We start from the raw sequence: 23,174 nt of genomic DNA on the forward strand, positions 1-23,174 counted from the left end.
CGGGCGGTACCGCCCCTCAATCCCAACGCCGAAGCGCATGCGCTTCGGGGAACCCGAACGCATGCCTGCTTCCCGAATGCAGCCATGCAATCAAGCCAGCAAGGAGCAAGACCATGACACCTGCAAACTTCAACGGACAGCGCCCGGTTATCGATCCCGATGATGCGGTGATGCTTTTGATCGACCACCAGAGCGGCCTGTTCCAGACCGTCAACGACATGCCGATGCCGAAGCTTCGGGCCCATGCGGCAGCGCTTGCCAGCATGGCGACGCTGACGAAAATGCCGGTCATCACCACGGCCTCCGTGCCGCAGGGCCCGAACGGCCCGTTGATCCCGGAAATCCATGCCAATGCCCCGCATGCCAAGTATGTCGCCCGCCGCGGCGAGATCAACGCCTGGGACAATCCGGACTTCGTCGCCGCCGTCAAGGAAACCGGCCGCAAGACCCTGATCATCGCCGGCACGATCACCAGCGTCTGCATGGCCTTCCCGGCGATCAGCGCCGTGCATGACGGCTACAAGGTCTTCGTGGTCGTCGACGCTTCGGGCACCTATTCGAAGATGGCTGAGGAGATCACCCTTGCCCGTGTCGTTCAGGCCGGCGTGGTGCCGATGGATACGGCAGCGGTCGCCTCCGAACTGCAGCGCACATGGCACCGCGACGACGCCCAGCAGTGGGCCGAGATCTACACCAAGATTTTCCCGGAATATCAGCTGCTGATCGAAAGCTACCTCAAGGCCCAGCAGGTCGAGAAGGATCAGGAACAGCTCGACTCGCAGCGCGGCTAAGGCCCGCGTCGGGCAAGAGAATGAAACACCCACGGCAGATATCCTGCCGTGGGTGTTTTGTCTTGATGATTAGCGGCGGTCGATTTCCAGAATGGTCTGGAACAGCACTTCTGCGCCGCGGGCGCATTCCTCGGGCGCGGTATATTCCGCCTCGTTGTGCGAGAGCCCGTCCTTGGATGGCACAAAGATCATGGCAGTCGGGGTGATTGTCGCGATATGGGCGGCATCATGCCCGGCGCCGGAGACCATGTCGGTCGCCGAATAGCCGAGCGCTTCCGTGCTGGCGCGCACGGCGTCGATGATTACGGGATCGAAAACGACAGGCGCCTTCGACCAGATGTGGTTCAAGGCGACACCTGGCCCAGTCTTGCGGACAGCCTCTTCAAGGGCCGCTTGCATCTGATTGAGCCCCGTCTCGGAAGGATGGCGCATGTCGATCTGGAGCCGAACGGAACCGGGCACGACATTGCGCGAATTCGGCCCCACCTCGACGAAGCCGACGGTGCCCACACCCGGCGGGTTTTGACGGGCGATGTCGCGGACGGCAAGGACGATCTCGGCCGCCGCAACAAGTGCATCGTCGCGCTGCGCCATCGGCGTGCTGCCCGCATGCGCCTCCGTGCCCGTGATAGTGACATCGAACCAGCGCAGCCCTTGGATGCCCGTGACGACACCGACCTCGGTCGCCGACGCTTCGAGCAGCGGCCCCTGCTCGATATGGAGCTCGACATAGGCGGCAAAGGAAGCTGGATCGATCTTGGCCTCGCCGCGATAGCCGATCGCATCGAGCGCCGCACCGACCGTGATACCTTCGCGGTCGGTGCGCGCCTGGGCGTCATCGAGCGCCAGCGCGCCGGCAAAGACGCCGGAGCCCAGCATTGCCGGCGAGAAGCGGGAGCCTTCCTCGTTCGTCCAGTTGACGACCACGAGCGGATGGCGAAGCCGGGTGGCGCCTTCCTTGAGGGTGCGCAGGATTTCGACACCGGCGAGCACGCCGAGGATGCCGTCGAAGCGGCCGCCCTGCGGCTGGGTATCGAGATGGCTGCCGACGGCGATCGCCGGCAGCGACATGTCCTCGCCGGCATAGGTCGCAAAGATGTTGCCGATGGGGTCAATCTCGACCGTGCAGCCGAGCGCGCGGCATTCCGCGACATACCAGTCGCGGACTTCACGATCCTCCTCGGTCAATGTCAGCCGCGTGACCCCGCCCTTGTCCGCAGCACCGAAGCGCGCGGTCGAGACGATGTCGGCCCACAGCCGGTCGCCGCTTGTCGCCGGCGTGTTGATGCGGCTGGTTTCGCTGCGCATGGCTTCGGCGCTCATTTCTGCTGCTCCGGCGCGTCCTTGTTGAGCCGATAGCGGAAATCGCAATGGGAGGCGCCCTGCATTACAGTCTGGGTGCGCTCCAGCGTGATGCGCGGGTCGTAGCCGGTGCAGAAGACGCCGTCGCGGTTGCAGGACAGCAGGTGTCCGATATGGCCGAGGCCCATCTCGCGATAGGTCTCGGCGTAGCGACAGCGCTTGACGTTGTAGTGGAATTCCTCGTCCGTCGCCTTGGTGACCTCGATGACCAGCGCGTCGTCCTGGGTCCAGAGATCCTGAAGTTCCTGGAAGGTGCGCAGGTTGGTGCCGCCGGGTGTCTTGGCGGCAAAGGTCCGGCCCGCCTCGATCGCGGCCTTGGTGATCGCCTTGTCGAGGATCGCCTGGGCGCGCTCCTCGCCGATCTCCTCGCGCATCGCCTCATAGATTGGCGCGATGATGCCGGCCTCGATGCGGCGGCGCGCGAGAATTCCGATCTCGCCATCCATCGCGACGCGCGAGTCGGCGTTTTGATTGTCCGTCTTTTCCATGCAATGCCTCCCTGTCTGCCTAAGGGCAGAAGAACAGGGGCAGTTTACTACGCTGTCGATGCTTCCGTGTTGCAAATCCGTACCGGAACGATCGAATGCTGTGCAAATATTTTGCGCCAATCTCCGACCGCGCAGGAATCATTCCCGCTTTTTGGGGAATATGCATAGCCGCGTGGTGTAGCGCCCGGAATCGGCGCTGTGCCGTCAGCGCTCGCTGCTTGAAACGAACCAGCGGTAATAGGGATTGGTCGGCTCTACGCGCATCAGCAATTCCATGTCGCGCGCCCACTCGTCGCGGTAGCCGGCATAGGCATTCAGCGAGGCCTGGTAGAACAGCATCAGCCGGTTGTGGGCATCCGTCACGGATTTGTCGAACGCCGGGTCCGCGCCGAGAAGCGGAGCCTTGCTGCGGAGGGCAACCAGGGCCGGCAGCGTGCGCTGCAACTCGTCGGGGCGAACCCAGCTTGCATATTCGATCCGCGGTTGGTCGTCGGTGACCGGCAGGGCCGAACCGGCATAGCGCTCCAACCCGGTGCGATCGGACATCCAGGTCGCGAGCAGGTCGGCCGGTCCGGAAATGCCGACGTCGCGAAGCGCTGCTGCAAGCGTCGGGTCGGCGAGCCGGGCGGCAATGCGGGAAGCGTCAAGCTCCTGCGGCTCGACGGAGCCAATGAGCAGCATCTCGTGCAGTTCGGTCGACCAGAGTGTCGCATGCGGGAAACTGTCGAGGAAGCTGCGCACGAGCGCGCGGGTGTCCTCGTCGTTCTGAGTGGCGATCGGCAGCCATTGGGCGACAAGCCCGTTCGGCGCGAGGCGCTCACGCGCCAGGCGATAGAAGTCGGACGAGTAGAGGTTGACCACGCTGGCGGCCGAGGGCGGCGGCGGTTCGAGCGTGATCAGATCGTAGCGGGATTGGCTCCGCATCAGTTCGCGCCGGCCGTCGGCTACGCGCACGTCGAGACGGCTATCGCCAGCCGCATTGAAGTTGCCGGCAAAGAGCGCCGAGGCGCGGGCGACCGAGGGCAGGAGTTCGGCGGCAACGCGCCGGTCGAGGCCGGGATAGGCGAGAAGCGACCCGGCGGTGATGCCGGTACCGAGACCGATGACCAGAGCCGATTTCGGTTCGCCCTTGTGGATGACGAGCGGCAGCAGCGCCTGCAGCCGCATGTAGCGCAGCGACGGCATGGCATCGCCGGTGTTGGAAACGCCCTGGATGTAAAGGCGGCGGAAACGGCGGTCGGGCTGCCCCTGTTCGATGACGGCGACGGTGGCGCCGAGACCCTCTTCATATAAACGATCGTGCCATTGCCGCGCGAAAGGTTGAGCAGGCTCGCCAGCCGATCCGACGGCACGATGACGGCGATCAACACGGTGAGGGTGCCGAGAGCCGGTGCGAGTAGCCGCCGGCCCATCCAGCCGCCCTGTCCGCGACTGACGGCGACGAGCCCGATTGCTGCTGCGGCAATGGCGAGGACGGAAAAACTTCTGACGATACCGAGAGACGGGATCAGCACAAAGCCGGTCAGAAGCGTGCCGAAAATGCCGCCGAGCGTGTTCAAGGCAAGAACCCGGCCGGTGTCGCGGCCGGCGTGTTCAGGGTCGACGGCGAGCCTGAGGGCGACCGGGAAGGCGGCGCCGAGGATCAGCGTCGGGATAAAGACGATCGTCAGCGCGGCAACCAGGAAGCGCGCGCACATGCCGGCAAAGATGCTACCGGTGACGTCGGCGACGGCGGCCTCAGCGCTGGTCTGCAGCGCCGTCAGCCAGGGGCCAAGCAGCGCAAGCTCGGCCAGCGCGACCAGGCCGGCGAGCGTGATCAACAAGCCGAAGGCGCCCCAGGGGTCGGACAGGCGCTCGCTCCGGCGCGCAAAAAGGGCGGCGCCGAGGGCAAGGCCAGAAAGATAGGTGGCAAGCACCACGGAAAAGGCGAAGGAGCGGGTGGAGATGAACTGCACGATCGCCTGCGACCAGGCCACTTCATAGCCAAGGGCGATACCGCCGGCGATGGCATAGAGGACAAGCGCCAGCCGCGAACCGTTAGCGCTACGCGTTTCCCCAGGGAGTGTCCCTTGAACAGGTTCCCGGGCGATAGGCACATTCAGGGAAAGCGCGATCGCTGCGGCGACAAGGCCGAGCCCTGCTGCCGCAAGCCCTGTCGCCTGAACGCCGAGGGTGGGAATAAGGACGAAAGAGACCGCCAGGCACCCGGCGATCGCGCCGAGCGTATTGGCGGCATAGAGCCTGCCGCCCTTTGCGGCGACGCTGCCTGCTGCGGCGTTTAGCGCCCGCAGCAGGACCGGCAGGGTGCCGCCCATCAGGAAGGCTGGCGTTGCCACGATCAGGACCAGCAGGGCCCAGGCGGCCATCGGGCTGGTGCCCTCAATCGCGACGAAGACCGGCGCGATTCTGGAAAGGATGAAGGTGACGCCGGCGCCGAGCATGGCGACCCCGGTTTCAAGCAGGGCATAGAGGCGGAGCGGCTGGCGGGAACGGTCGCCGGCACGGCCAAGGACAAAACTGCCGAGCGCAAGGCCGAGGAAGAAGGCGCTGACCCCGGTGCTGACCGCATAGACATCGACGCCGGTGACCAGCGAAAGCTGCTTGATCCAGAGAACCTGAAAGACCAGGGCGGCGGTGCCGGAGAGGAAGAGCATGAAGGCGGCGATTGCCGGCCGGAAGGCCTGAATCCGTTGCCCGGTCATCGGGCCTCCAGTCGTCTCGCCAAGAGCGATCGGTCGCATGGGCGGGCTGTTCTTCGTCGTCATCGCGTCATGCCATTGTTAGGAAAGGCAAGATAGAAAAGGCGGCGCTTCAGCGCCGCCTTCGCGCATTACTGGGCAGCCGGGGTCTTCGCCAGGATAGCATTGATCTTGGCATGCACGCCTTCTTCCACCTGGTCGACCGAGAAGCTGGCGGGCTTCTGGCTTGGCGGATACTCGATGAAGGTCTCCAGGAAGGTTGCGGCCTTCATGGTAGCAATCCCGACAAGATAGACATTCTTCGTTCTCCAGTCGTTGTACTGATCGGAGACGATATCGGCCCTCTCATAGGGGTCCATGCGCAGGTTGAACATCTTCGGCACGCGCAAGCAGACAAAGGGGTCCTGCCAGACGTCGAAGCCACCGGGCTTGCGCATCTCGCAGAAGACCGCCTTCCAGTTGTCAAAGCGCATGCCGACGAGCTTGGCATCGTCGTTGAAATAGTAGAACTCGTTGCGTGCGCCCTTCGGCTGCTCGCCAAGCAGGTAGGGAAGTTGGTTGTAGCCGTCGAGGTGCACCTTGAAGTCCTTGTCTCCGAGCTTGGTACCCTTCAACAGCCGATCCTTGATGTCGTTGTCGCCGGCTGCGGCAAGCAGCGTCGGGAACCAGTCGAGGCCGGAGACCATTTCGTTGGAAACACCCGGCTTGATCTTGCCCGGCCAGCGAATGATGGCGGGAACACGGAAGGCGCCTTCCCAGTTCGAGTCCTTTTCGCTGCGGAACGGTGTGGTTGCCGCGTCCGGCCAGGAGAACTGGTTGGGACCATTGTCGGTCGCGTAGATGACGATGGTGTTGTCGGCGATCTTCAGGTCGTCGATCGCCTTCAGGAGCTTGCCCACGTCATTGTCATGCTCGACCATGCCGTCGGCATAGTCGTTGCCCGGCATCCCACTCTGGCCCTTGTACTGATCGCGCACGTGGGTGAAGAGGTGCATGCGCGTGGTGTTCATCCAGGTGAAGAACGGTTTACCTTCCTTGACCTGCTTTTCCATGAAGCCGATGGCTGCCGACGTCGTCTCGTCGTCGATCGTTTCCATGCGCTTGGAGTTCAGTGCGCCTGTATCCTCAATCTTGCCATCGGCAAAAGAGTGCAGCACGCCGCGAGGTGTGGCCGCCTTGACGAAGGGATCATTGGGATCCTTCGGCCAGTATGGGCGCTCCGGTTCTTCTTCGGCATTGAGGTGATAGAGATTGCCGAAAAACTCATCGAAGCCGTGTGCCGTCGGCAGGAAGCGGTCCTGGTCGCCAAGGTGGTTCTTGCCGAACTGGCCGGTGGCGTAGCCGAGAGGCTTCAGCGCCTGCGCAATGGTCACGTCGCGGTCCTGGAGTCCGACCGGAGCGCCGGGCACGCCGACCTTGGACATGCCTGTGCGCAGCACTGACTGCCCGGTGATGAAGGTCGAGCGACCGGCTGTACAGCTATTCTCCGCATAGTAATCCGTGAACATCACGCCTTCTCTTGCGAGCCGGTCGATGTTCGGGGTCTTGTATCCGACAACGCCGAAGGAGTAGGCGCTGATATTGGTCTGGCCGATATCGTCGCCAAAGATGACGAGGATGTTGGGCCTGGCGGCATCCTGCGCGAAGGCCGGCAGCACGGAGGCGGAAATCGACGACATTAGCACGGCGCCGGCGAGCGCCAGCGCTTTCGGTTTCGCGGCATGCCCGATGGTACACGCGGCGAGCCGGCCAAGCCTGTTCTTCAGATCGATACTCATCTCATGTCTCCCTGAGGCAGCAAGCAAACACTCTCGGAATGCAGCCAAAGTTTCGGATTTACCGATGCAACTTCTACCGGCGGGCGTCCGCGGGTAAGTACGTAACAGTTACGAAGACCGGCGACGGCGGGTAAATCAAGTCCGGCTGACGGCTCCGAAGCGCCTTGGCGGCGCGGCCTCCAGACCGGGATTAAGATCGGGCAAGTCCGATGTCGGGCCGCCGCTATCAGCGGAGGTTTCGGCCAGCCAGCGCTGTCTCGCCACGTTCAGACCGCTGCGTAACCGCAGGAGATCTGGCCCGCCCTGATGGGAGCTGCTGCTGCCATAGCGGCTGCGGCGATAATCGGCAAAAGCGTTTGCCGTCGCCGGGTCGGCGAAGCTGTCGAGCCAGCGCGAGACCGGCGTGTTGCCAGTCCGGCGTGACCAATGGTCGACCGCCGTCTCCAGCCGCGTGGGGTCGTGATCCCGACAGGCGTCGAGCACGTGGCGAAATGCCGTGGCCTCGGATTGCGCCCTCTGCTCGAGCGCGGTTTCCAGCCAGGTTTCGAGGCGGCCGAACAGATTGGCGGCCAGCTGGATAAGCGCCGCGAGAGCGGCGATCGATGTCGCGATGCCGAGCCACCACAACCAGTCGAAAGGTTCCTCAGCGGGCGGCGGCGCAGGCGGGGCGAGTGCGGGCGCAGCCGCTGGGGCAGCGTTGACGCTGACGGTCACTCTGGCCGCCTCGGCCGTCTGCATCGATCCGCTCGCCGGGTCGAACCAGGGCAGGCTGATCGCTGGAAGCGCGTAGGTGCCGGGCTTTGCAAAGACGTAGGTTGCCACGTCCTTGCGCAGTCCCGCCGTGATATCCCCGCGTGACGTGCGCTCCTCCGAAAGCACCGGATCGTGCCGGTAAAGCTGCACGTCCGCGGGGGCGTCGAAGGTCGGTTCGGGGATCATCATCGGCGCCAGGCCGGCGGCGCGGATGGTGATGGTCCGCACCAGGGCATCGCCTGCCTTTAGCCCCGCGGGATCCCGGTCGAAAGACTGGGTGAGGGTGATTTCTCCGGCGGTGACGCCGGCCTCTCCACCTGCGCCTTGCGGAACGGCTTCGACCGTGAACTTGAGCGAAGGCAACGTCACCTGACCCTTGCTCATCTGGCCGGGTACGGCGGCATAGCCGAACGGAATGATGGCGGGCGGCAGCACGTAGTCGCCTGCCGCCTGTGGGTTGATCGCGTAGGTTTTGCGGATGCCTGAGAAGGCCTCGCCGTTGACGGTCTCGTTGAGGTTCATGCCGCGTTCGTCGGGCATGGTGACGACAGTGCCGGGAAGATCGAACAGAGGAAACTGCGGCGGCGAAAGGAAGTAGTTCGGCACGAAGACGTCGACGTCGACCTCGATCTGCTGGCCGGCATAAATCGGCGCCTTGGTCGTGAGCGTCGCGCGGGCAAAGGGATCGGCGGCGAAGGCCGTGCCTGCAAGCCAAAGCGACAGGCCGAGGAGCCAGATGATCAGCCGCGGCAGGGCGGCGAGGGCTGTCACGGGGCCGCCTCCTTTGCTTCGATCGCAAATTTTCGTGCCAGCAGTTCGGCCGGCGACACCTGGATGTTGCGCATCCACATGTCGGCCGTCTGCGGTCCGCCCTGAACGGTCGCTTCCGTTCCCTTCTTGCCCTTGTCGTCGAACTGGACCTGGTCCGGGTCAATGCCCGCCTGTTCCTGCTGTGCGTCCTGTTCCTGCTTGTCCTTGTCGGCCTTGCGCTTTTTGGCGATCTCGAGGTTCTTTTGGGCGTCGGTCCAGTCGGGGCGGCGCTTTAGCGCCTGCTCGTAGGCGGCGATCGCCTCCTCGGCCTTGTCGAGGTGCAGGAGGGCATTGCCCTGATTGTAGTAGCTTTCCGCCGTATCGCTCTCGGCAAAGGTGTCGATCGCATCCTGGAAACGGCCGGCGCGGTAGAGCGCTGCGCCGCGCCAGGCGGGATCCGCGAACGTTTCAGAGGCCCCCTGGAAATCGCCCTGTTCGAAGGCGCGACGGCCCTGCTGGTCCGGAGTGAGCCAGAGGTCGATAAAGCGATTGTCCGCCGCCTCCACCCGTTCGCTGCCCATGAGCGAAGTGGCCGCGAGCAGATAGACCGCCCAGCGTATGGTCCAGCCGCGTCGGAACCAGAAGAGGCCGAAGACGGCGATCGGAATCGTCAGCCACCAGCCGAGATCGTACCAGCGCGTCAGCCCTTCGGCCGTCTTCGCTGCAAAATTCGTCTGGATGCGCCTGATGATCCAGCTGACGTCGGCGTCGTCGGATGTGACCGACGCCACCTCGGCCTTGGATGCGGACTGCAGCGCCTTGAGGCCGTCGACATCGAGCTTCGCCCTGACATGCGCGCCGGTGGCGTCGGTCAGGAACCCGCCGTCCGCCGTCTTGACCGGACCGCCTTCTGCCGTGCCGATGCCGAGCACCATCAGCGAGTTGCGCCCCTGATACCCACCGAAGGCCGGGAAGGCGGAACGCTCGACGCCGTCGGTCATGAACAGGATGGTGCCAGGCACCGTTTCGTTGGCGAGCGCTTTTTCGACCTCCTGGAGGGCCTTGGCTGTGTCCTTACCCTCGACGGGCATGATCTGCGGCGACAGCGCGGCGAGGTAGGATTTGACCAGCGCGGCATCGTCGCTGAGCGGCAGCACCATGTGGGCGGAGCCGGCATAGGCGAACAAGGCGGTGCGCGAGCCTTTCCTCCTGTCGAGAATGTCCTGGACCTTCAATTTGGCGCGTTCGAGCCGCGTCGGCGAAACATCGGTCGCGTTCATCGTCGGGTTGAGGTCGATGGCGATTGCCAGAGGTGCGGTGTCCTCGACGAAGGGCGGCCGTTCACGCTGCCAGGTCGGGCCAGCGGCTGCGATCGCCGCAACGGCGATCAGTGCGGCGGTGACGTGCACCGGCTGGAAGCGCCGTTTCCCGCCCTTGTCGATCAGCAGGTGATCGAGCAGATGCGGTGCGATCATGTCCTGCCACTGCGAGCGGACATCGCCGCGCCGGGTGACGAGGTAGATCAGCAGCGGGACGGCGGCGAGCGCCAGCAGCCACAGCGGCCGCAGAAAGTGAAAATCGGCGATCATGGCGCTGCCTCCCGGCGCTGACGCCGGTCACCGAGCGAGGATAGGAGCCACATGACGGCGTGATAGGCGAGCACCAGCAGGAGTGCCGCACCCAGCGGATAGTAGAACAGCTCGATGCGCGGCCGCCAGGAGAGCGTCTTCTGGTTTGCCGGCGTCAACTGGTCGAGCAATTGGTAGATGTTCTGCAGACCGGCCTGATCCTGGCCGAAGAAGTAGCGCCCCTTCGTCGCTTCGGCGATCTGCTGGAGTGCCGCGGTGTCGAGCTTTTGCTCTCCTTGGGCATTGGGATCGCCGATGCCGACCGTGTGGATCACCACCTTTCGCTCGGCGGCGATGCCGGCGGCCTTGTCGGGCGGCATCTTGCTGGCGGTGTCGTTGCCGTCGGTCAAGAGGATCATCACCTTGTCCGGCGCGGTGCTGGCGTCGAACATTTTGATCGCCAGCCCGATCGCATCGCCGACGGCGGTGCGGGGACCGGCCATGCCCGGCAGGCTGTCGGCCAGCATCAGCTTGACGGTCTTGTGGTCGAGCGTGAACGGTACCAGCGGATAGGGCGCATCGCCAAAGGCGATCAGGCCCAACCGGTCATTGGGCCGCCGGTCGATGAAGTCGGCGACCACCGCGTGCACCGCTTCGGCGCGGGTCTGCAGGTTGCCGGCGGGATCGCGAAAGTCGCGCGTGTCCATCGACTGTGACAGATCGATCGCCAACATCAGGTCGCGCTGCGGTTCGACCTTTTCGATCGGCGGCTCGACATATTGCGGCCGCGCCAGCGCCAGCACGATCAGCGTCCAGCAGATGGGTGCGATCACCTTCTGGCCGAGATTGGTTCTCGGAACGACGGAGCCTTCGGTCGGACCGAGATTGGCCGCCGCGGTGATGTCCTTGAAGAACGGCACCCTGACGGCGGCCGACTGCTCGCGGTATGGCGGAAGCAGCCACCAGACAAGGAAGGGCAACGGCAGAAGGATCAGTGCCCAGGCGTGGTCAAGCACGTACATGATGCGCCTCGATCCAGTGCCGCGCTGCCGCGATGTAGGCCTTTGCCTCAGCCTCCGGAACCGCGGCGAGCGCCTGGCTGCCACGATACTCGGCTTCCTCGAAAAAACGCGCAGAGGCGATCGGAAAGACGGGGCCGCCGGAATGAGCGTCGAGATATTTGGTCCAGCCGGTGCCGTGCAGGCCGGCAATGGCTTCGCGTGGCCAGACCGAGAGCGCGGTCCGCTTCAAAAGGACAGGCAGGGCCGCGAGCGCCTCGCCACGCGATCCGGTGGCGGTCAATCCGGCTTCTATCTTTCTGAGGTCGGCGAGCGCCTCGCGGCGGTAGCTGTTGGCCTCCCAGCGCCGGTACCAGCGCCAGCAGGCAAAGGCCGCCATGAGGAGGACAATGCAGCCGAGCACCACCCATGCCGGGGTCTGGGGCATCATCGAGACAGGCTGCGGCAAGGCGATATCCGCGAGCTGCCGAAGGGCGGCGTCGAGTATCGGATCTTTCGCAGGTGCCGCTGTCGCCATCATCGCCTCCGCTGCCGGCTGGCGAGCTGGCCGAGCATGGTGCGCAGCTGCGGCGCCACCTCTTCCGCCGCAGAGATCGGCAGCATGGGCAGGCCGAGCTCCTCCTGCCAGGCGCGCAGCGCTCGCCCGCGCTTGCGGGCAAAGCTGTCGATCGCCTCGCGCACATTGCCGTGGCCGAACTGCACTTCGGCCTGAAGCAGCCCGCCGCTAAAGACGATATCGCCCTTGCGCGGCAGTTCGAGCAGGAAGGGATCGTAGATCAGAACGCAGATCACATCGTTGTGGGCCGAAAGCTTCAAAAGCATGTCGCGGGTTTCGAGGCTGTAGCCGTCGAAGTCGCTGACGACGATGATCAGGTGATCGTGCCGGGCGATGTTGGCGACGGTCGTCAGCACGACGTCGAGCTGCTCGGCTCCATGCGGCGCCTGCGAACCGGCCTGCAGTGCGGTATTGTGGCGAACGATGCTGTCGGCGAGCCGGATCACCGCTTCGCGGCTGCGGTATGGGCGCGTTTCGGTCACCTCCTCGTCGCCGAAGACGAAGCCGCCGACACGGTCGCCAAGGGCCAGCACGCGCCAGGCGGAGAGCGCTGCCACTTCCGCCGCGGCGACCGACTTCATCGCGCGGCGGCTGCCGAAGAACATGTTGATGCGCTGGTCGACGAGGATGAGGGCCGGCCGGTCCTTCTCTTCGTCATAAACGCGGACGACCGGCTTGCCGGTGCGCGCCGTCACGCGCCAGTCGATGGCGCGGATGTCGTCGCCGGGCAGGTAGTTGCGTAGTTCCTCGAAGGAAAGTCCGCGGCCGCGCATGCGTGATTCGTGACGGCCGGCAAGCAGGCGGCGCACCGGCGCCTTGCGCAGGAACGTCAGGTCGCGGGCCATGGCTTCGAGGCCGACAAGTGCGTCCACCGAGGTGTAGACGCCGGTGGTGTCGGCGGTGCGGGGCTTTATGATGCCGCGTGAGCGGGCGAGGGCCGGCAGGGATATGGCCATCGGCGAACCTCCATCCTCAGGCGACCGCGACGAGCTCGACGATGCGGTCGATCACCTGGTTGGCGGTGGTGCCGCCGGCATGCGCTTCGTAAGAGAGCACCAGGCGATGGCGAAAGACATCGTGCACGGTCGCCTGCACATCGTCGGGCGTGACGAAATCGCGGCCGTTCAACCAGGCGTGCGCCCGCGAAACCTTATCGAGGCCGATGACGCCGCGCGGGCTCACGCCGACCTGAAGCCACTTGGCCAGATCCTTGTCGACCTTGTCGGGATAACGTGTCGCCATCACCAGCGCGACGATGTAGTTCTCGATCGCTTCGGAAACGGTGATCGCCGATATTTCCTTGCGTGCGGCAAAGACCGCGTCCTGGGCAAGCTTCTCCGTCGCATGATTGTTGGACTTGGCGTTGGTTTCCTCCGAGCGCACGAGCCGCATGATGTCTGCCTCTGAGGCTGCGTCCGGATAATCCACCTGGATGTGCATGAGGAAGCGATCCAGTTGCGCTTCGGGAAGCGGATAGGTGCCTTCCTGCTCGATCGGGTTCTGGGTCGCCATGACCAAAAAGAGATCGGGCAGCACATGGCTCTTGCCGCCGATCGTGACCTGGCGTTCCTCCATCGCCTCGAGCAGCGCCGATTGCACCTTGGCCGGCGCCCGGTTCACCTCGTCGGCGAGGATGAGATTGGCGAAGATCGGCCCTTCCTGGAACTGGAACGCGCCCTTGCCGCCCTCGGAAAAATAGATCTCGGACCCCGTGATGTCGGCGGGCAAGAGGTCGGGTGTGAACTGGATGCGCGAAAGCTCCGCATCGAGGTTTTTGGCCATGCTCTTGATCGCTCGGGTTTTCGCAAGTCCGGGCAGGCCCTCGACCAGCAGATGGCCGTTGCTGAGCAGCCCCAGCAGCAAGCGCTCGATCATGCCCTCCTGGCCGATGATCGCTTCGCCGATGCGCTTGCCGAGTTGTTGGATATCGTCGCGTGCACCCATGAAGTCCTGCTCCCTTGCCCCGCCGGCAACATCAGTCGTCATGAACTTTCGCGAGAGCTTATTGTTAAATCAGGCCAATTGGAAAGAACGTAACAGTAACGAAGGCCTGAGCGGCGATGGCGGATACCTCTTGTGGCACGCGGCCTGCGCCCCGAGGGCTTTGGGCGATTGCGTAACGGTTACGTACTTTGGGCAGCGGTCATTTGGCGCTAACGTGTGCAGACCGTCCGCGCGCGTGCTAGCCGACGGTGCCAAGGGAGATCAGAGCCACATGCAAATGTCCCCGAAAATGCCCCTTGTCGACGAAACGCCGGCGGCGATCAGCGCCCGCGAGCAAATCTGGATCGAGGGCGGGACCTTTCTCATGGGTTCGGACAAGCACTATCCGGAGGAAGCGCCGGCCCATCCGGTGAAAGTTGACGGCTTCTGGATCGACGTCACGCCCGTTACCAACCGGCAGTTCGCCGCCTTCGTCGAGGCGACCGGCTACGTGACCGAGGCGGAGAAGACGCCCGATCCGAAGGACTATCCGGGCGCGCTTCCGGAAATGATGCGGGCGGGTTCAGTGATCTTCGACCCGCCGAAGCGGGTGACCAGCAACAGTCCGTCGCAATGGTGGAACTTCAAGTTCGGCGCCGACTGGCGGCGGCCCTATGGGCGGCAGAGCAACATCCGCGGCAAACTCGACCATCCGGTGGTGCAGGTCTCCTACCTCGACGCCAAGGCCTATGCCGCCTGGGCGGGAAAGGACCTGCCGACGGAGGCCGAATGGGAGTTCGCCGCGAAAGGCGGGCTCGAAGGCGCGGAATTTGCCTGGGGGGACGAACTGGTGCCCGAGGGACGTTTCATGGCAAACACCTGGCACGGCATATTTCCGACGGAAAACCTGAAGCCCGACGGCTTCGAGCGGACCTCGCCGGTCGCGAGCTTTCCCGCCAATGGCTACGGCCTCTACGACATGATCGGCAATACCTGGGAATGGACCAGCGACTACTGGTCCACCCGCCACCCTGCGCCGGCGCAAAAGAGCTGCTGCATACCCGCCAATCCGCGGGGCGGGGACCGGGAAGCGAGTTTCGATCCGCGGCAGCCGACGATCCATATCGCCCGTCGCGTCGTGAAAGGCGGATCCCATCTCTGCGCGCCTAACTATTGCCGTCGGTATCGTCCGGCGGCGCGTCACGCGCACGAGGAAAACGCGGCGACGACCCATATTGGGTTCCGTTGCATTCGGCGGCCCTGATCCGGCCGGAGGACTTGAAAACCGTTCCGCCAGGAGGATGGATGATGACGGCAACAGCGATGCGTCTGGGGTTCGTGATGGACGAAAGGGCTTGCAAACCGCGGCGTCGCGCAAGGCTCGCTGGCCTGCTGCTCGCGTTCGTTGCGGCCTTCGCCTCACCTGTTGCCCTTGTGGCGGCCGATGCGCCGGCCGACATTCTGCCTTCGTGGAACGATGGCGAGGCGAAAACCGAGATCGTCGATTTCGTCACACGGGTCACCAGCGAGGGCAGCGCCGATTTCGTGTCGCCGGCAGAGCGGATCGCCGTCTTCGACAATGACGGCACGCTGTGGACCGAGCAGCCGAACTATTTCCAGGGCATGTTCGCCATCGACCGCGTCAAGGCGATGGCGCCCGAGCACCCCGAATGGAAGGACAAGGAGCCTTTCGCATCGCTGCTGAAGGGGGACATGGCAGGCGTTGCCGCCGCCGGCGAAAAAGGCATCGTCGAGTTGGTCATGGCGACCCATGCCGGCATGACGACGGACGCGTTCACGAAAACGGTCACGGATTGGTTTGCAACCGCCCGGCATCCGCGCTTCGATCGCCCCTATAACGAGGTCACCTTTCTGCCGATGCGCGAGTTGCTCGATTATCTCAGGGCAAACGGCTTCAAGACCTATATCGTCTCGGGCGGCGGCATCGAATTCATGCGGCCGATGACCGAACAGATGTATGGGATCCCACCCGAGCAGGTGGTCGGCAGCAGCATCACGACGAAGTACGAACTCGACGGCGACGCGCCGGTGCTGATGCGGGAGCCCAAGATCGACTTCATCGACGACGGTGCCGGCAAGCCGGTCGGGATCAACACCTTTATCGGTCGCCGCCCGATCTTCGCCGCCGGTAATTCCGATGGCGACTATGAGATGCTGCGTTGGGTAACGGCGGGCTCCGGCCCGCGTTTCGGCATGATCGTGCACCATACGGACGGGGAGCGCGAATGGGCCTATGATCGGCAATCCCCTGTCGGCAAGCTGGACAAGGCGATGACCGAGGCCGAGCAGCGAAACTGGCTTCTGGTCGATATGAAGAACGACTGGCGCAAGATCTACGCCTTCGAAAAATAGGTGGCTGCACGGCTGGCGCCGTGCGCCTCAGCTATCGATGTCGGGGCGAGGGCCGAGTGCCAAGTGCGACTTTAGCGCGGGGCCGTGGTCGACTATCGTCGCGCGGACGATGGTGCTCTTGCTCGTCTTTCCCGCCGCGGAACATCTCTCAACATCGATCGCGATATCGCGTGTGCCGCCTGTGCGGCTGCTGACGGCCGGAATCATGGGATTCCAGGCGAAGATTGCCAAGGCGCCGGCAATCCGGGCCAATGTTACTGTTACGTACTTCCGAAAATCGGCGTTCGTGCCACTTTTCGCTCAGGGGAGAGGTAAGCGAGGGCCGGATTGGCCACAAGCACCGACCGGCGAGCCGGCCCCCGCCCGCAACGGTGTCTGGTCGTCGCTGACACCTTGGGGAATGCAAAGGCATGAGCATCGATTGTCGTTCAAACGGATGGTAACCCATGCCCAGCGCAGCCTCTCAACGGGGACTACTGAAGCTTATGCTCAGGCTGCCGGCTCTGCGCGGCCAGTTGCAATTGCTCTGTGCCAAGAACCAGTCCCTGGCAAGCCTCTGCGAAGCCTATGAGGAAGCGAGCTCTATGCTTGACCGGCAAAGGCGTCTCGCCCCTCTGGATCATCCGATGATCTCGGAGTATGAATTGATCTGTCGCGAGATCGAAGAAGAGGTCATTTCCGTCTGTATCGCCGATACGGGGACGTGAGCGTAGTCCGTTGTGATTAACAAATAGCTCGCTTGAGCTTGTCAGAGCGACGAAAACCCCACAAGAATTCTATGGGAATGATCGAGCGTTCCTGTTCCAACTTAAAATGATTCAATTCTTCGATGAAAATATTTTGTGACGCTGCGATATTCTTCTTTCCGCCACGGAAGCTCTCGTCTAGAGTTCGCCTCGCGTTGCACTCTCTTTGGGGTTGTGGCAGTTGGGAGCGCATCATGGAAGCCAGCAGAAATGCGGGTCATACGAACTGCATTGCCGTTGCAGAATGCGAGGCGCGAGCCGCCCTTGAGCGCATTCTTGCCGACAGCCAGTTTCACGCGACCGAGCGTCATCGCAAGCTGTTGCGGTACCTGGTTGACGAGTTTTTCGCTGGCCGTTCGGGCCAGGTGAAAGCCTACACGATCGCCATTGACGTCTTCGGACGGCCCGCCTCCTTCGATCCTGCGACCGATCCGATCGTGCGTGTGGAAGCGTCGCGCCTGCGCGCGGCCCTGGCGCAGTATTACGAGGCGCTCGGCGAAAGAGCGGAGCTTCGCATCGAGCTGCCGAAAGGCAATTACGTTCCGCAATTCGTGATCAGCGGTGAGCCTTTGAGAGGGGTGCTCGAGAGCACGACGCCGGTTGCTGAGGCGGCAGCCGAGCAGCCCATCGAGCTCGCGATTGCGCCTGCCGTTCTTGCCCGCAAATGGCGCCCGCTTGCGGGCTTCGCGGCACTTGGAGCCGGCGTGGCGGTCATGGCCGGGGCCTTCTACGTGTCCGTTGCCGACCACCTTCCCTGGCAGCCGGTTTTCTCGGCCAAGCCGACGATCGTCGTTGACGTGCCGACGCGGCTCGGGGCTGACGACGAGGTGCAGAAGAAGGCGGGAGACTATCTGGTCCACGCACTCTCGCAGTTTTCCGCCGTCCGCACTCTTGCGCCGGTCTCGCCCGCGGGTGTCGACGTGGCGTCGATAACCGGGTGGGTTTCGTCCGCGCCGCCGGTCAAGCTGCAGGGCAGCAAGGAGTACAGGCTTTCCATCGCCTACAGCACCGACGAGCGCCGGCATGAGGTCTCCTGGCAGGTGATCGATGTGCAAAGCAACGAGGCGCTGAGGTCCGGCAGCTCTAAGGTGGCGCTCGATAGCGGCGATGCGCAGGAAATACAGGAAAAGCTGCTTTCTCGTCTGGCCCTTTCGCTTGCCGGCGAAGAGGGCGTCATTGTCAGTCTGGAGGCTGCGCGGCAACTGGTGACGCCGTCGATCGGCTTCGGCTGCGTGCTTCAGGCGGATGTGGCACTGGCGCGGATCGACCCTGAGGGACTGGTTTCGGCCCACGGCTGCCTTGAAAAATCCGTCGCCTACCAGGCCGCCGACGCCGATGTTTTGGCGAGCTTGGCGATGGTGTTGGTGGCAACCGGTGAAGCGAGCGCCGCGCCGACGGTGGCTGAGCGTGCGCTGAAGCTCGCCGACAAGGCCGTTGCGCTGGCACCGCAATCGAGCCAGAGCTACGTCGCCCAGATGCAAGCGCGCTTTGCAGCCGGCGACAGGGAAGCGGCGTTCATTTCCGGTCGGCGCGCGGCGGCACTCAATCCGCTCGACGACGCCATTCCGGCACGGCTAGGCCTGCTGCTTTTCGTCAGCGGCGCCTATTCGCAAGGGGTGAATCTGGCCCGTGTGGCGGATGCCGGCAGCGAGTATCTTCACCACGATGCCGCGCTGACCCTGGCGCTGGAAGACTACCGCAGCGGGCGCTACCGCGAAGCGCTGAGGCGCGCACGCGAGCTTGCCAATCCGGCGGACATGGCGGTCAATCTCCTGCGCGTGGCAGCGGCAGGCCAACTCGGCCTGACGCGGGAAGCGACCAGCGCCTTGGACGGATTGCGCCTGAACGAAACGCGCGCGTCGCAGCCGTACGATACGGAACTGGTCGCTCGCGGCTACGCGCCGGACCTGATCGCGTTGCTTGATGACGGTCTCGCCAAGGCCGGCTTCGCCCAGCAGTAACGCCGGGCCCGAGCCCCTTTTAGTTTTCGGCGGCGACCCGGATCACCAGCTTGCCGAAATTGCGGCCGTCCAGCAGACCGATGAAGGCTTCCGGCGCATTCTCGAGCCCGTCGACGATGTCTTCGCGGTAGCGGACTTCGCCGCTTTTGATCCAGCCGGCCATCTCCTGATAGAAGAGCGGCCTCTGATCGGCAAACTCGCGCTGGATGAAACCCCGGATGAGCAGGCTCCGGCTGAGCACTTCGCGCATGACGCCGGGCAACCGGTCGCTCCCGGCTTGCGCGCCTGCGGGCTGGTTGTAGTGCGCAATCAGGCCGCAGACGGGCACGCGAGCGAAGTCGTTCAACAGCGGGAACACCGCATCCCAGACATGACCGCCGACATTCTCGAAATAGACGTCGATGCCTTTGGGGCAGGCGGCGGCGAGCTGTTCGGCGAAATCAGGCGCGCGGTGATCGATCACCGCGTCGAAGCCGAGCGTGTCGCGAACGAAGGCGCATTTGTCCGCCCCGCCGGCAATCCCGACTGCGCGCGCACCCTTGATGCGGGCAATCTGCCCGACCGCCGAGCCGACGGCGCCGCTTGCAGCCGCCACGACGACCGTTTCGCCCGGCAGCGGTTTGCCGATCGTCAGCAGCCCCGCATAGGCGGTGAAACCGGGCATGCCGAGAATGCCGAGTGCCGTCGAAAGAGGTGCGGCCGCCGGATCGAGCTTGCGCAAGTCAGTACCACGCGACAGCGCATAGCTTTGCCAGCCGGAGTGGGAAAGAACGAAATCGCCGTCGCTGAAATCCGGGTGACGCGAGCGGAGGACGCGGGCGACCGTGCCGCCCTCCATGACAGCACCGATCTCCACCGGCTTGGCATAGGAGCGGCCGGCATTCATGCGGCCGCGCATATAGGGGTCGAGCGAAAGGTAGAGGATCTTCAGGAGAACCTCGCCTTCCGCCGGCTCCGGGATAGCCGTTTCGACGACGCGGAAATCGCTCGGCACCGGTTTTTCGGATGGCCGCGCGGCAAGCAGGACCTGGGTATTCTTGCTCATAGTCTTTTCCTCCTGTGCGTGTCCCGATGCCCCGCGACGGCTGACGCGCGACGAGAAGCTCTTTTCGCATGAAACGAAACAAAGGCCTACAGACGTGTTTTGAGCCGCAAACGGCTCCGCGGGCTCGCCCCTGTGGACGAGCCCGCGGAAAATGCGAAAGCGTCTTACGCTCAGGCGGCGTCGATCGCTTGTCTGAGATCGCCGATGATGTCGTCCGGATGTTCGATGCCGATCGAAAGCCTGACATAGCCGGGCGTCACCCCGGTCTTTAGCTGGTCGATCTCCGACAGCTGCGAGTGCGTCGTCGTGGCGGGATGAATGGCCAGTGAGCGGGCGTCGCCGATATTGGCGACATGGTAGAGCAGTTTCAGCCCGTCGATGAAACGCCGTCCCGCCTCGCGACCGTCCTTCAGCTCGAAGCCCACGAGCGCGCCATAGTGGCCGTTCAGCAGATATTTCCCGCCGCGCGCTTTTGCCTCGCCATCCTGGAACTTCGGGAAGATCACCCGCGCCACCTTCGGGTGGGTGCGGAGGAACTCGGCCACCTTGATGGCATTCTCGTTGTGCTGCCGGATCCGGAGCGGCAGCGTTTCCAGACCCTGGATGAACTGGAATGCGTTTAGCGGGCTGATCGCGGCGCCGAGGTCGCGCAACAGCACCGCGCGGGCGCGCAGGATATAGGGATGAAACGCGATCGCGGCCGCTTTTTCGAGCCAAGTCTTGCCCTGGTAGCTCGGGTCAGGCTCGTGCAGGTTCGGATGGCGCGCCTCATGCTCGTGCCAGGGAAACTGGCCGCTGTCGATGATCGCGCCGCCGATCGAGGTACCGTGCCCGCCGATGTATTTTGTCGTCGAATAGACGACTACCGCAGCGCCGTGGTCGAAGGGCCGGATCGTCAGCGGGGCCGCCGTGTTGTCGACGACCAGCGGAATGCCGAAGCGCTTGCCGATCTCGGCGACCTCGGCGATCGGAAAGACCTCGAGCTTCGGATTCGGCAGGGACTCGGCATAATAGGCACGTGTCCGGTCGTCCGTCGCCCGGGCAAACGCCTCGGGATCAGCCGCATCGACGAAACGAACCTCGATGCCGAAACTTTTCAGGGTGGCGGCAAACAGCGCCCAGGTGCCGCCATAAAGGCCGGCGGCGCTGACGACGTTGTCGCCGGAGCGCGCAAGGTTCAGGAGCGCGAAGGCTGATGCCGCCTGGCCGGAGCCAAGTGCCAGCGCGGCTGCTCCCCCTTCGATCTCCGCCAGCCGCTGCTCAAACGCGTCTTGCGTCGGGTTGGAAACGCGGGTGTAGAGATGCCCCGGCGCCTCCAGCGCAAAGAGCTTGTCGGCGCCGTCGGTGCCGGGCAGTTGATAGGAGGTCGTCTGGTAGATCGGCACGGCGACGGCGCCGCTTGCCGGATCGAAGCGATAGCTGCCGCCGTGGAGCGCCAGCGTTTCGGGATGCAACCGCCCGCCGGCTTCGCGCAGGCCGTTCGGCGTCTTGATCTCGACTGCCGGTTCTTCCGGCTTCTGATGGATCGTCATGCCATTTCTCCTTGGCTCTCAGGTTGATCGGCGCTGTCCGGTTGATCAGGCGGGCACAGCCGCCTTTGGCTGTTCCAGCAGGTCTGCGTGGTGCGCGGCGGCGACATCGGGGTGCGAGCGCAGCCGGGATTTCAGCACGTTGCGGCCGACCTCGTGGAAGAGCGGGTTCTGCGGATCCTGGGTGACGCCGCGGACCTCGGCTGCAAGCTGTGGCGGGAGATCGAGCACCGGGATGGTCGAGGCGAGATTGGCGCCGAGGAAGAAGGCGACCGAGAGCCGATCGCCGCCAGCTGGCGGCGTTACCACCCGGTGGATGTTGGCGAGCAGATAGCCGTTCGATGCCAGTTCCAGGAGTTCGCCGACATTGATGACGAAGGTGCCGCGCTTCGGCGGTGCGTCGATCCAGCCGCCCTTGCCGTCGTCGACCTGCAGTCCGCCGACCACGTCCTGCAACAGGATGGTGACGAAGCCGCCGTCCTTGTGGGCGCCGACGCCCTGATCGCTTTCGGTCTTGTCGCGGCCGGGATAGCGGATGATCTTCAGCAACTGGTTGGGGCCATCGCGATAGATCGGCCCGAAGACATCGGGCTTCTGCCCGAGCGCTTCGGAGAAAATCTCGATCAGCCGGATACCGAGCCCGGTGACGGCTTCGATATAGCCAAGGATCGCAGGCTTCAGTTCCGGCAAGGCGTCCGGAAACTGGTTCGGGCCGACAAGCCGCTTCCACGGCGCATCGCCGGACGCGATATTGAGGCTCTGGCGCTCGGGACCAAAGTCGACCTGTTCGCGCCAGTCCTGCGTGCCGCGCGTGTATTCGAGGCCGGCGCGATTGTAGCCGCGGAAGTGCGGCGACTTGCGCATCTCGATCGCCAGCTTGTCGTCCTCCGGCAGCGCGAAGAAGCGGCGCGAAAGCGAGAGAATGCCGTCGATTTCGTCCTGCGGGATCCCGTGGCCCTCGAGATAAAAGAAGCCCACCGAGCGGGCAACGCTGCGCAACTCGTCGAGCGCTGCGGCCCGCTCGGGGTGGCCCGCCGCAAAGCGCGAAAGGTCAAGGACGGGCAGGGTTGGATTTGTCTGGCTCAAGCTGGTCTCCCTTTGTCGTTCAGGCGGTGGGCCAGTCGATAAGGGCCCTGCGCCGGTTCGCACATGATGGGAGAAGCCTAACCGGAGGTGGCTCGCTCACTCAATATTGTCTATGGAAATTATGGACTAAATTTCAACGAAAGCGCGAAGCGGGCTTTCGAACGGAACTGGTTTGCGGGGAATATCCGTCCCGGCCGTCTGTTTTACGGATTCCCTGAGCTGTCTCATGCGGTGCGAGAGCAACGATCGTTCGGCGACGAAATCCGCTTGCGGCGAAACGCGGGGAGCGGCAGACGCTATGCCTAACAACGACCAAAACCCCGCTTCGCCTTCGGCCAAACGGGGCTATCTTCGTGTCATCGCTCAATCGCAAAGCCACCGGTCCGCGCAGGCGGACCAATCGCGGGATGACCGCAATCCCAAAAGCGGCGTGGAACTCAGCAGCGGCCGAGGCTCGGGCGCGTCAGCAACTCGTTGGTCAGATGCGCTCTCTGGCTGCCGCAGTCCTCGGCCTCCTTGAGCAGCGATGCGAGCGCGAGTTCGAGACAGTATTGCACGCCTTCGACGTTGAGGGTCTTGGCGGAGTCGCGCGCATAGGTGACAAGACGAGCCAGTGCCAAGAGCTCCTTTTCCTTGTCTTCCGGTTCTACTGGCACAGCAAATGAAGATAGCATGATTTTCCCCAGCTTCCTTTGGATCCGCAGATCCAGCCCACCGTGGCCAATCATAGCGTGACTTCGCGGCATT

The 23,174-nt window shown here is 64.0% G+C and carries 19 protein-coding genes; 5 read left to right on the forward strand and 14 right to left on the reverse strand.

All coding sequences use genetic code 11. From position 1 onward, the window contains the following. Window positions 1-113: 113 nt before the first annotated feature. Window positions 114-791: an isochorismatase family protein gene (locus ASD01_RS19570; protein WP_034799134.1), complete on the forward strand. Its 678-nt coding sequence runs from the start codon at window positions 114-116 to the stop codon at window positions 789-791. Window positions 792-860: 69 nt separating this feature from the next. Here the strand turns inward: ASD01_RS19570 and ASD01_RS19575 are convergent, their stop codons facing one another. The 10 genes from ASD01_RS19575 to ASD01_RS19620 all read right to left on the reverse strand — a co-directional run bounded on the left by ASD01_RS19575 (window position 861) and on the right by ASD01_RS19620 (window position 13,708). Next, entirely contained in the window at window positions 861-2,114 is a 1,254-nt protein-coding gene (locus ASD01_RS19575; RefSeq protein ID WP_244495271.1) for a Zn-dependent hydrolase, read from the reverse strand. Then, window positions 2,111-2,641, reverse strand: a complete 531-nt coding sequence (locus ASD01_RS19580) for an L-2-amino-thiazoline-4-carboxylic acid hydrolase (RefSeq protein ID WP_034799136.1) — start codon at window positions 2,639-2,641, stop codon at window positions 2,111-2,113. The genes ASD01_RS19575 and ASD01_RS19580 overlap by 4 nt, the downstream gene beginning before the upstream one ends. 204 nt (window positions 2,642-2,845) lie before the next feature. Continuing rightward, window positions 2,846-3,826 (reverse strand): spermine/spermidine synthase domain-containing protein, encoded by a 981-nt coding sequence (locus ASD01_RS37440; RefSeq protein WP_200954159.1) that lies wholly within the window; start codon window positions 3,824-3,826, stop codon window positions 2,846-2,848. Between the two features lie 1,645 nt (window positions 3,827-5,471). Then, complete coding sequence (locus ASD01_RS19590) at window positions 5,472-7,118, reverse strand: arylsulfatase (protein WP_082566557.1); 1,647 nt, start codon at window positions 7,116-7,118, stop codon at window positions 5,472-5,474. A 135-nt stretch (window positions 7,119-7,253) separates the two neighbouring features. After that, window positions 7,254-8,642, reverse strand: coding sequence for a BatD family protein (locus ASD01_RS19595; protein ID WP_060601595.1), 1,389 nt, complete (start codon window positions 8,640-8,642; stop codon window positions 7,254-7,256). Next, complete coding sequence (locus ASD01_RS19600) at window positions 8,639-10,210, reverse strand: vWA domain-containing protein (RefSeq protein WP_060644290.1); 1,572 nt, start codon at window positions 10,208-10,210, stop codon at window positions 8,639-8,641. The genes ASD01_RS19595 and ASD01_RS19600 overlap by 4 nt, the downstream gene beginning before the upstream one ends. Next, complete coding sequence (locus tag ASD01_RS19605; RefSeq protein ID WP_034799141.1) at window positions 10,207-11,211, reverse strand: vWA domain-containing protein; 1,005 nt, start codon at window positions 11,209-11,211, stop codon at window positions 10,207-10,209. Before ASD01_RS19605 ends, ASD01_RS19600 begins: the two co-directional genes overlap by 4 nt. Then, entirely contained in the window at window positions 11,198-11,725 is a 528-nt protein-coding gene (locus ASD01_RS19610) for a DUF4381 domain-containing protein (RefSeq protein WP_060521799.1), read from the reverse strand. The genes ASD01_RS19605 and ASD01_RS19610 overlap by 14 nt, the downstream gene beginning before the upstream one ends. Then, entirely contained in the window at window positions 11,725-12,720 is a 996-nt protein-coding gene (locus ASD01_RS19615) for a DUF58 domain-containing protein (RefSeq protein ID WP_082566555.1), read from the reverse strand. Before ASD01_RS19615 ends, ASD01_RS19610 begins: the two co-directional genes overlap by 1 nt. Before the next feature lie 16 nt (window positions 12,721-12,736). Then, window positions 12,737-13,708: an AAA family ATPase gene (locus ASD01_RS19620; RefSeq protein WP_060521798.1), complete on the reverse strand. Its 972-nt coding sequence runs from the start codon at window positions 13,706-13,708 to the stop codon at window positions 12,737-12,739. 277 nt (window positions 13,709-13,985) lie between these two features. Here ASD01_RS19620 and ASD01_RS19625 point away from each other — a divergent pair, with 277 nt between their 5' ends. From ASD01_RS19625 to ASD01_RS19650, 4 genes are all read left to right on the forward strand, one after another. Next, window positions 13,986-14,951 (forward strand): formylglycine-generating enzyme family protein, encoded by a 966-nt coding sequence (locus ASD01_RS19625; RefSeq protein ID WP_082566554.1) that lies wholly within the window; start codon window positions 13,986-13,988, stop codon window positions 14,949-14,951. 77 nt (window positions 14,952-15,028) lie between these two features. Continuing rightward, window positions 15,029-16,060 carry an HAD family hydrolase gene (locus tag ASD01_RS19630; protein ID WP_082584670.1) on the forward strand — a complete coding sequence of 344 codons (1,032 nt, stop codon included), beginning with the start codon at window positions 15,029-15,031 and terminating at the stop codon, window positions 16,058-16,060. A 446-nt stretch (window positions 16,061-16,506) separates the two neighbouring features. Next, window positions 16,507-16,767: a hypothetical protein gene (locus tag ASD01_RS19640; protein ID WP_060521795.1), complete on the forward strand. Its 261-nt coding sequence runs from the start codon at window positions 16,507-16,509 to the stop codon at window positions 16,765-16,767. A 233-nt stretch (window positions 16,768-17,000) separates the two neighbouring features. Continuing rightward, window positions 17,001-18,767 carry a tetratricopeptide repeat protein gene (locus tag ASD01_RS19650; protein WP_060601583.1) on the forward strand — a complete coding sequence of 589 codons (1,767 nt, stop codon included), beginning with the start codon at window positions 17,001-17,003 and terminating at the stop codon, window positions 18,765-18,767. Window positions 18,768-18,786: 19 nt separating this feature from the next. On the opposite strand, the gene ASD01_RS19655 is transcribed toward ASD01_RS19650, so the two are convergent. From ASD01_RS19655 to ASD01_RS19670, 4 genes are all read right to left on the reverse strand, one after another. Continuing rightward, entirely contained in the window at window positions 18,787-19,812 is a 1,026-nt protein-coding gene (locus ASD01_RS19655) for an NADP-dependent oxidoreductase (protein ID WP_034799157.1), read from the reverse strand. A 170-nt stretch (window positions 19,813-19,982) separates the two neighbouring features. Then, complete coding sequence (locus ASD01_RS19660) at window positions 19,983-21,344, reverse strand: O-acetylhomoserine aminocarboxypropyltransferase/cysteine synthase family protein (protein WP_082566553.1); 1,362 nt, start codon at window positions 21,342-21,344, stop codon at window positions 19,983-19,985. A gap of 45 nt (window positions 21,345-21,389) precedes the next feature. Then, the gene (locus tag ASD01_RS19665; RefSeq protein WP_034799159.1) at window positions 21,390-22,427 is read right to left on the reverse strand and encodes an isopenicillin N synthase family dioxygenase; all 1,038 of its coding nucleotides are present in this window, start codon (window positions 22,425-22,427) and stop codon (window positions 21,390-21,392) included. Between the two features lie 437 nt (window positions 22,428-22,864). After that, the gene (locus tag ASD01_RS19670) at window positions 22,865-23,101 is read right to left on the reverse strand and encodes a hypothetical protein (protein ID WP_034799160.1); all 237 of its coding nucleotides are present in this window, start codon (window positions 23,099-23,101) and stop codon (window positions 22,865-22,867) included. Between the last annotated feature and the right edge of the window lie 73 nt (window positions 23,102-23,174).

The organism is Ensifer sp. Root423, from assembly GCF_001426275.1.
Taxonomy (GTDB): domain Bacteria; phylum Pseudomonadota; class Alphaproteobacteria; order Rhizobiales; family Rhizobiaceae; genus Ensifer; species Ensifer adhaerens.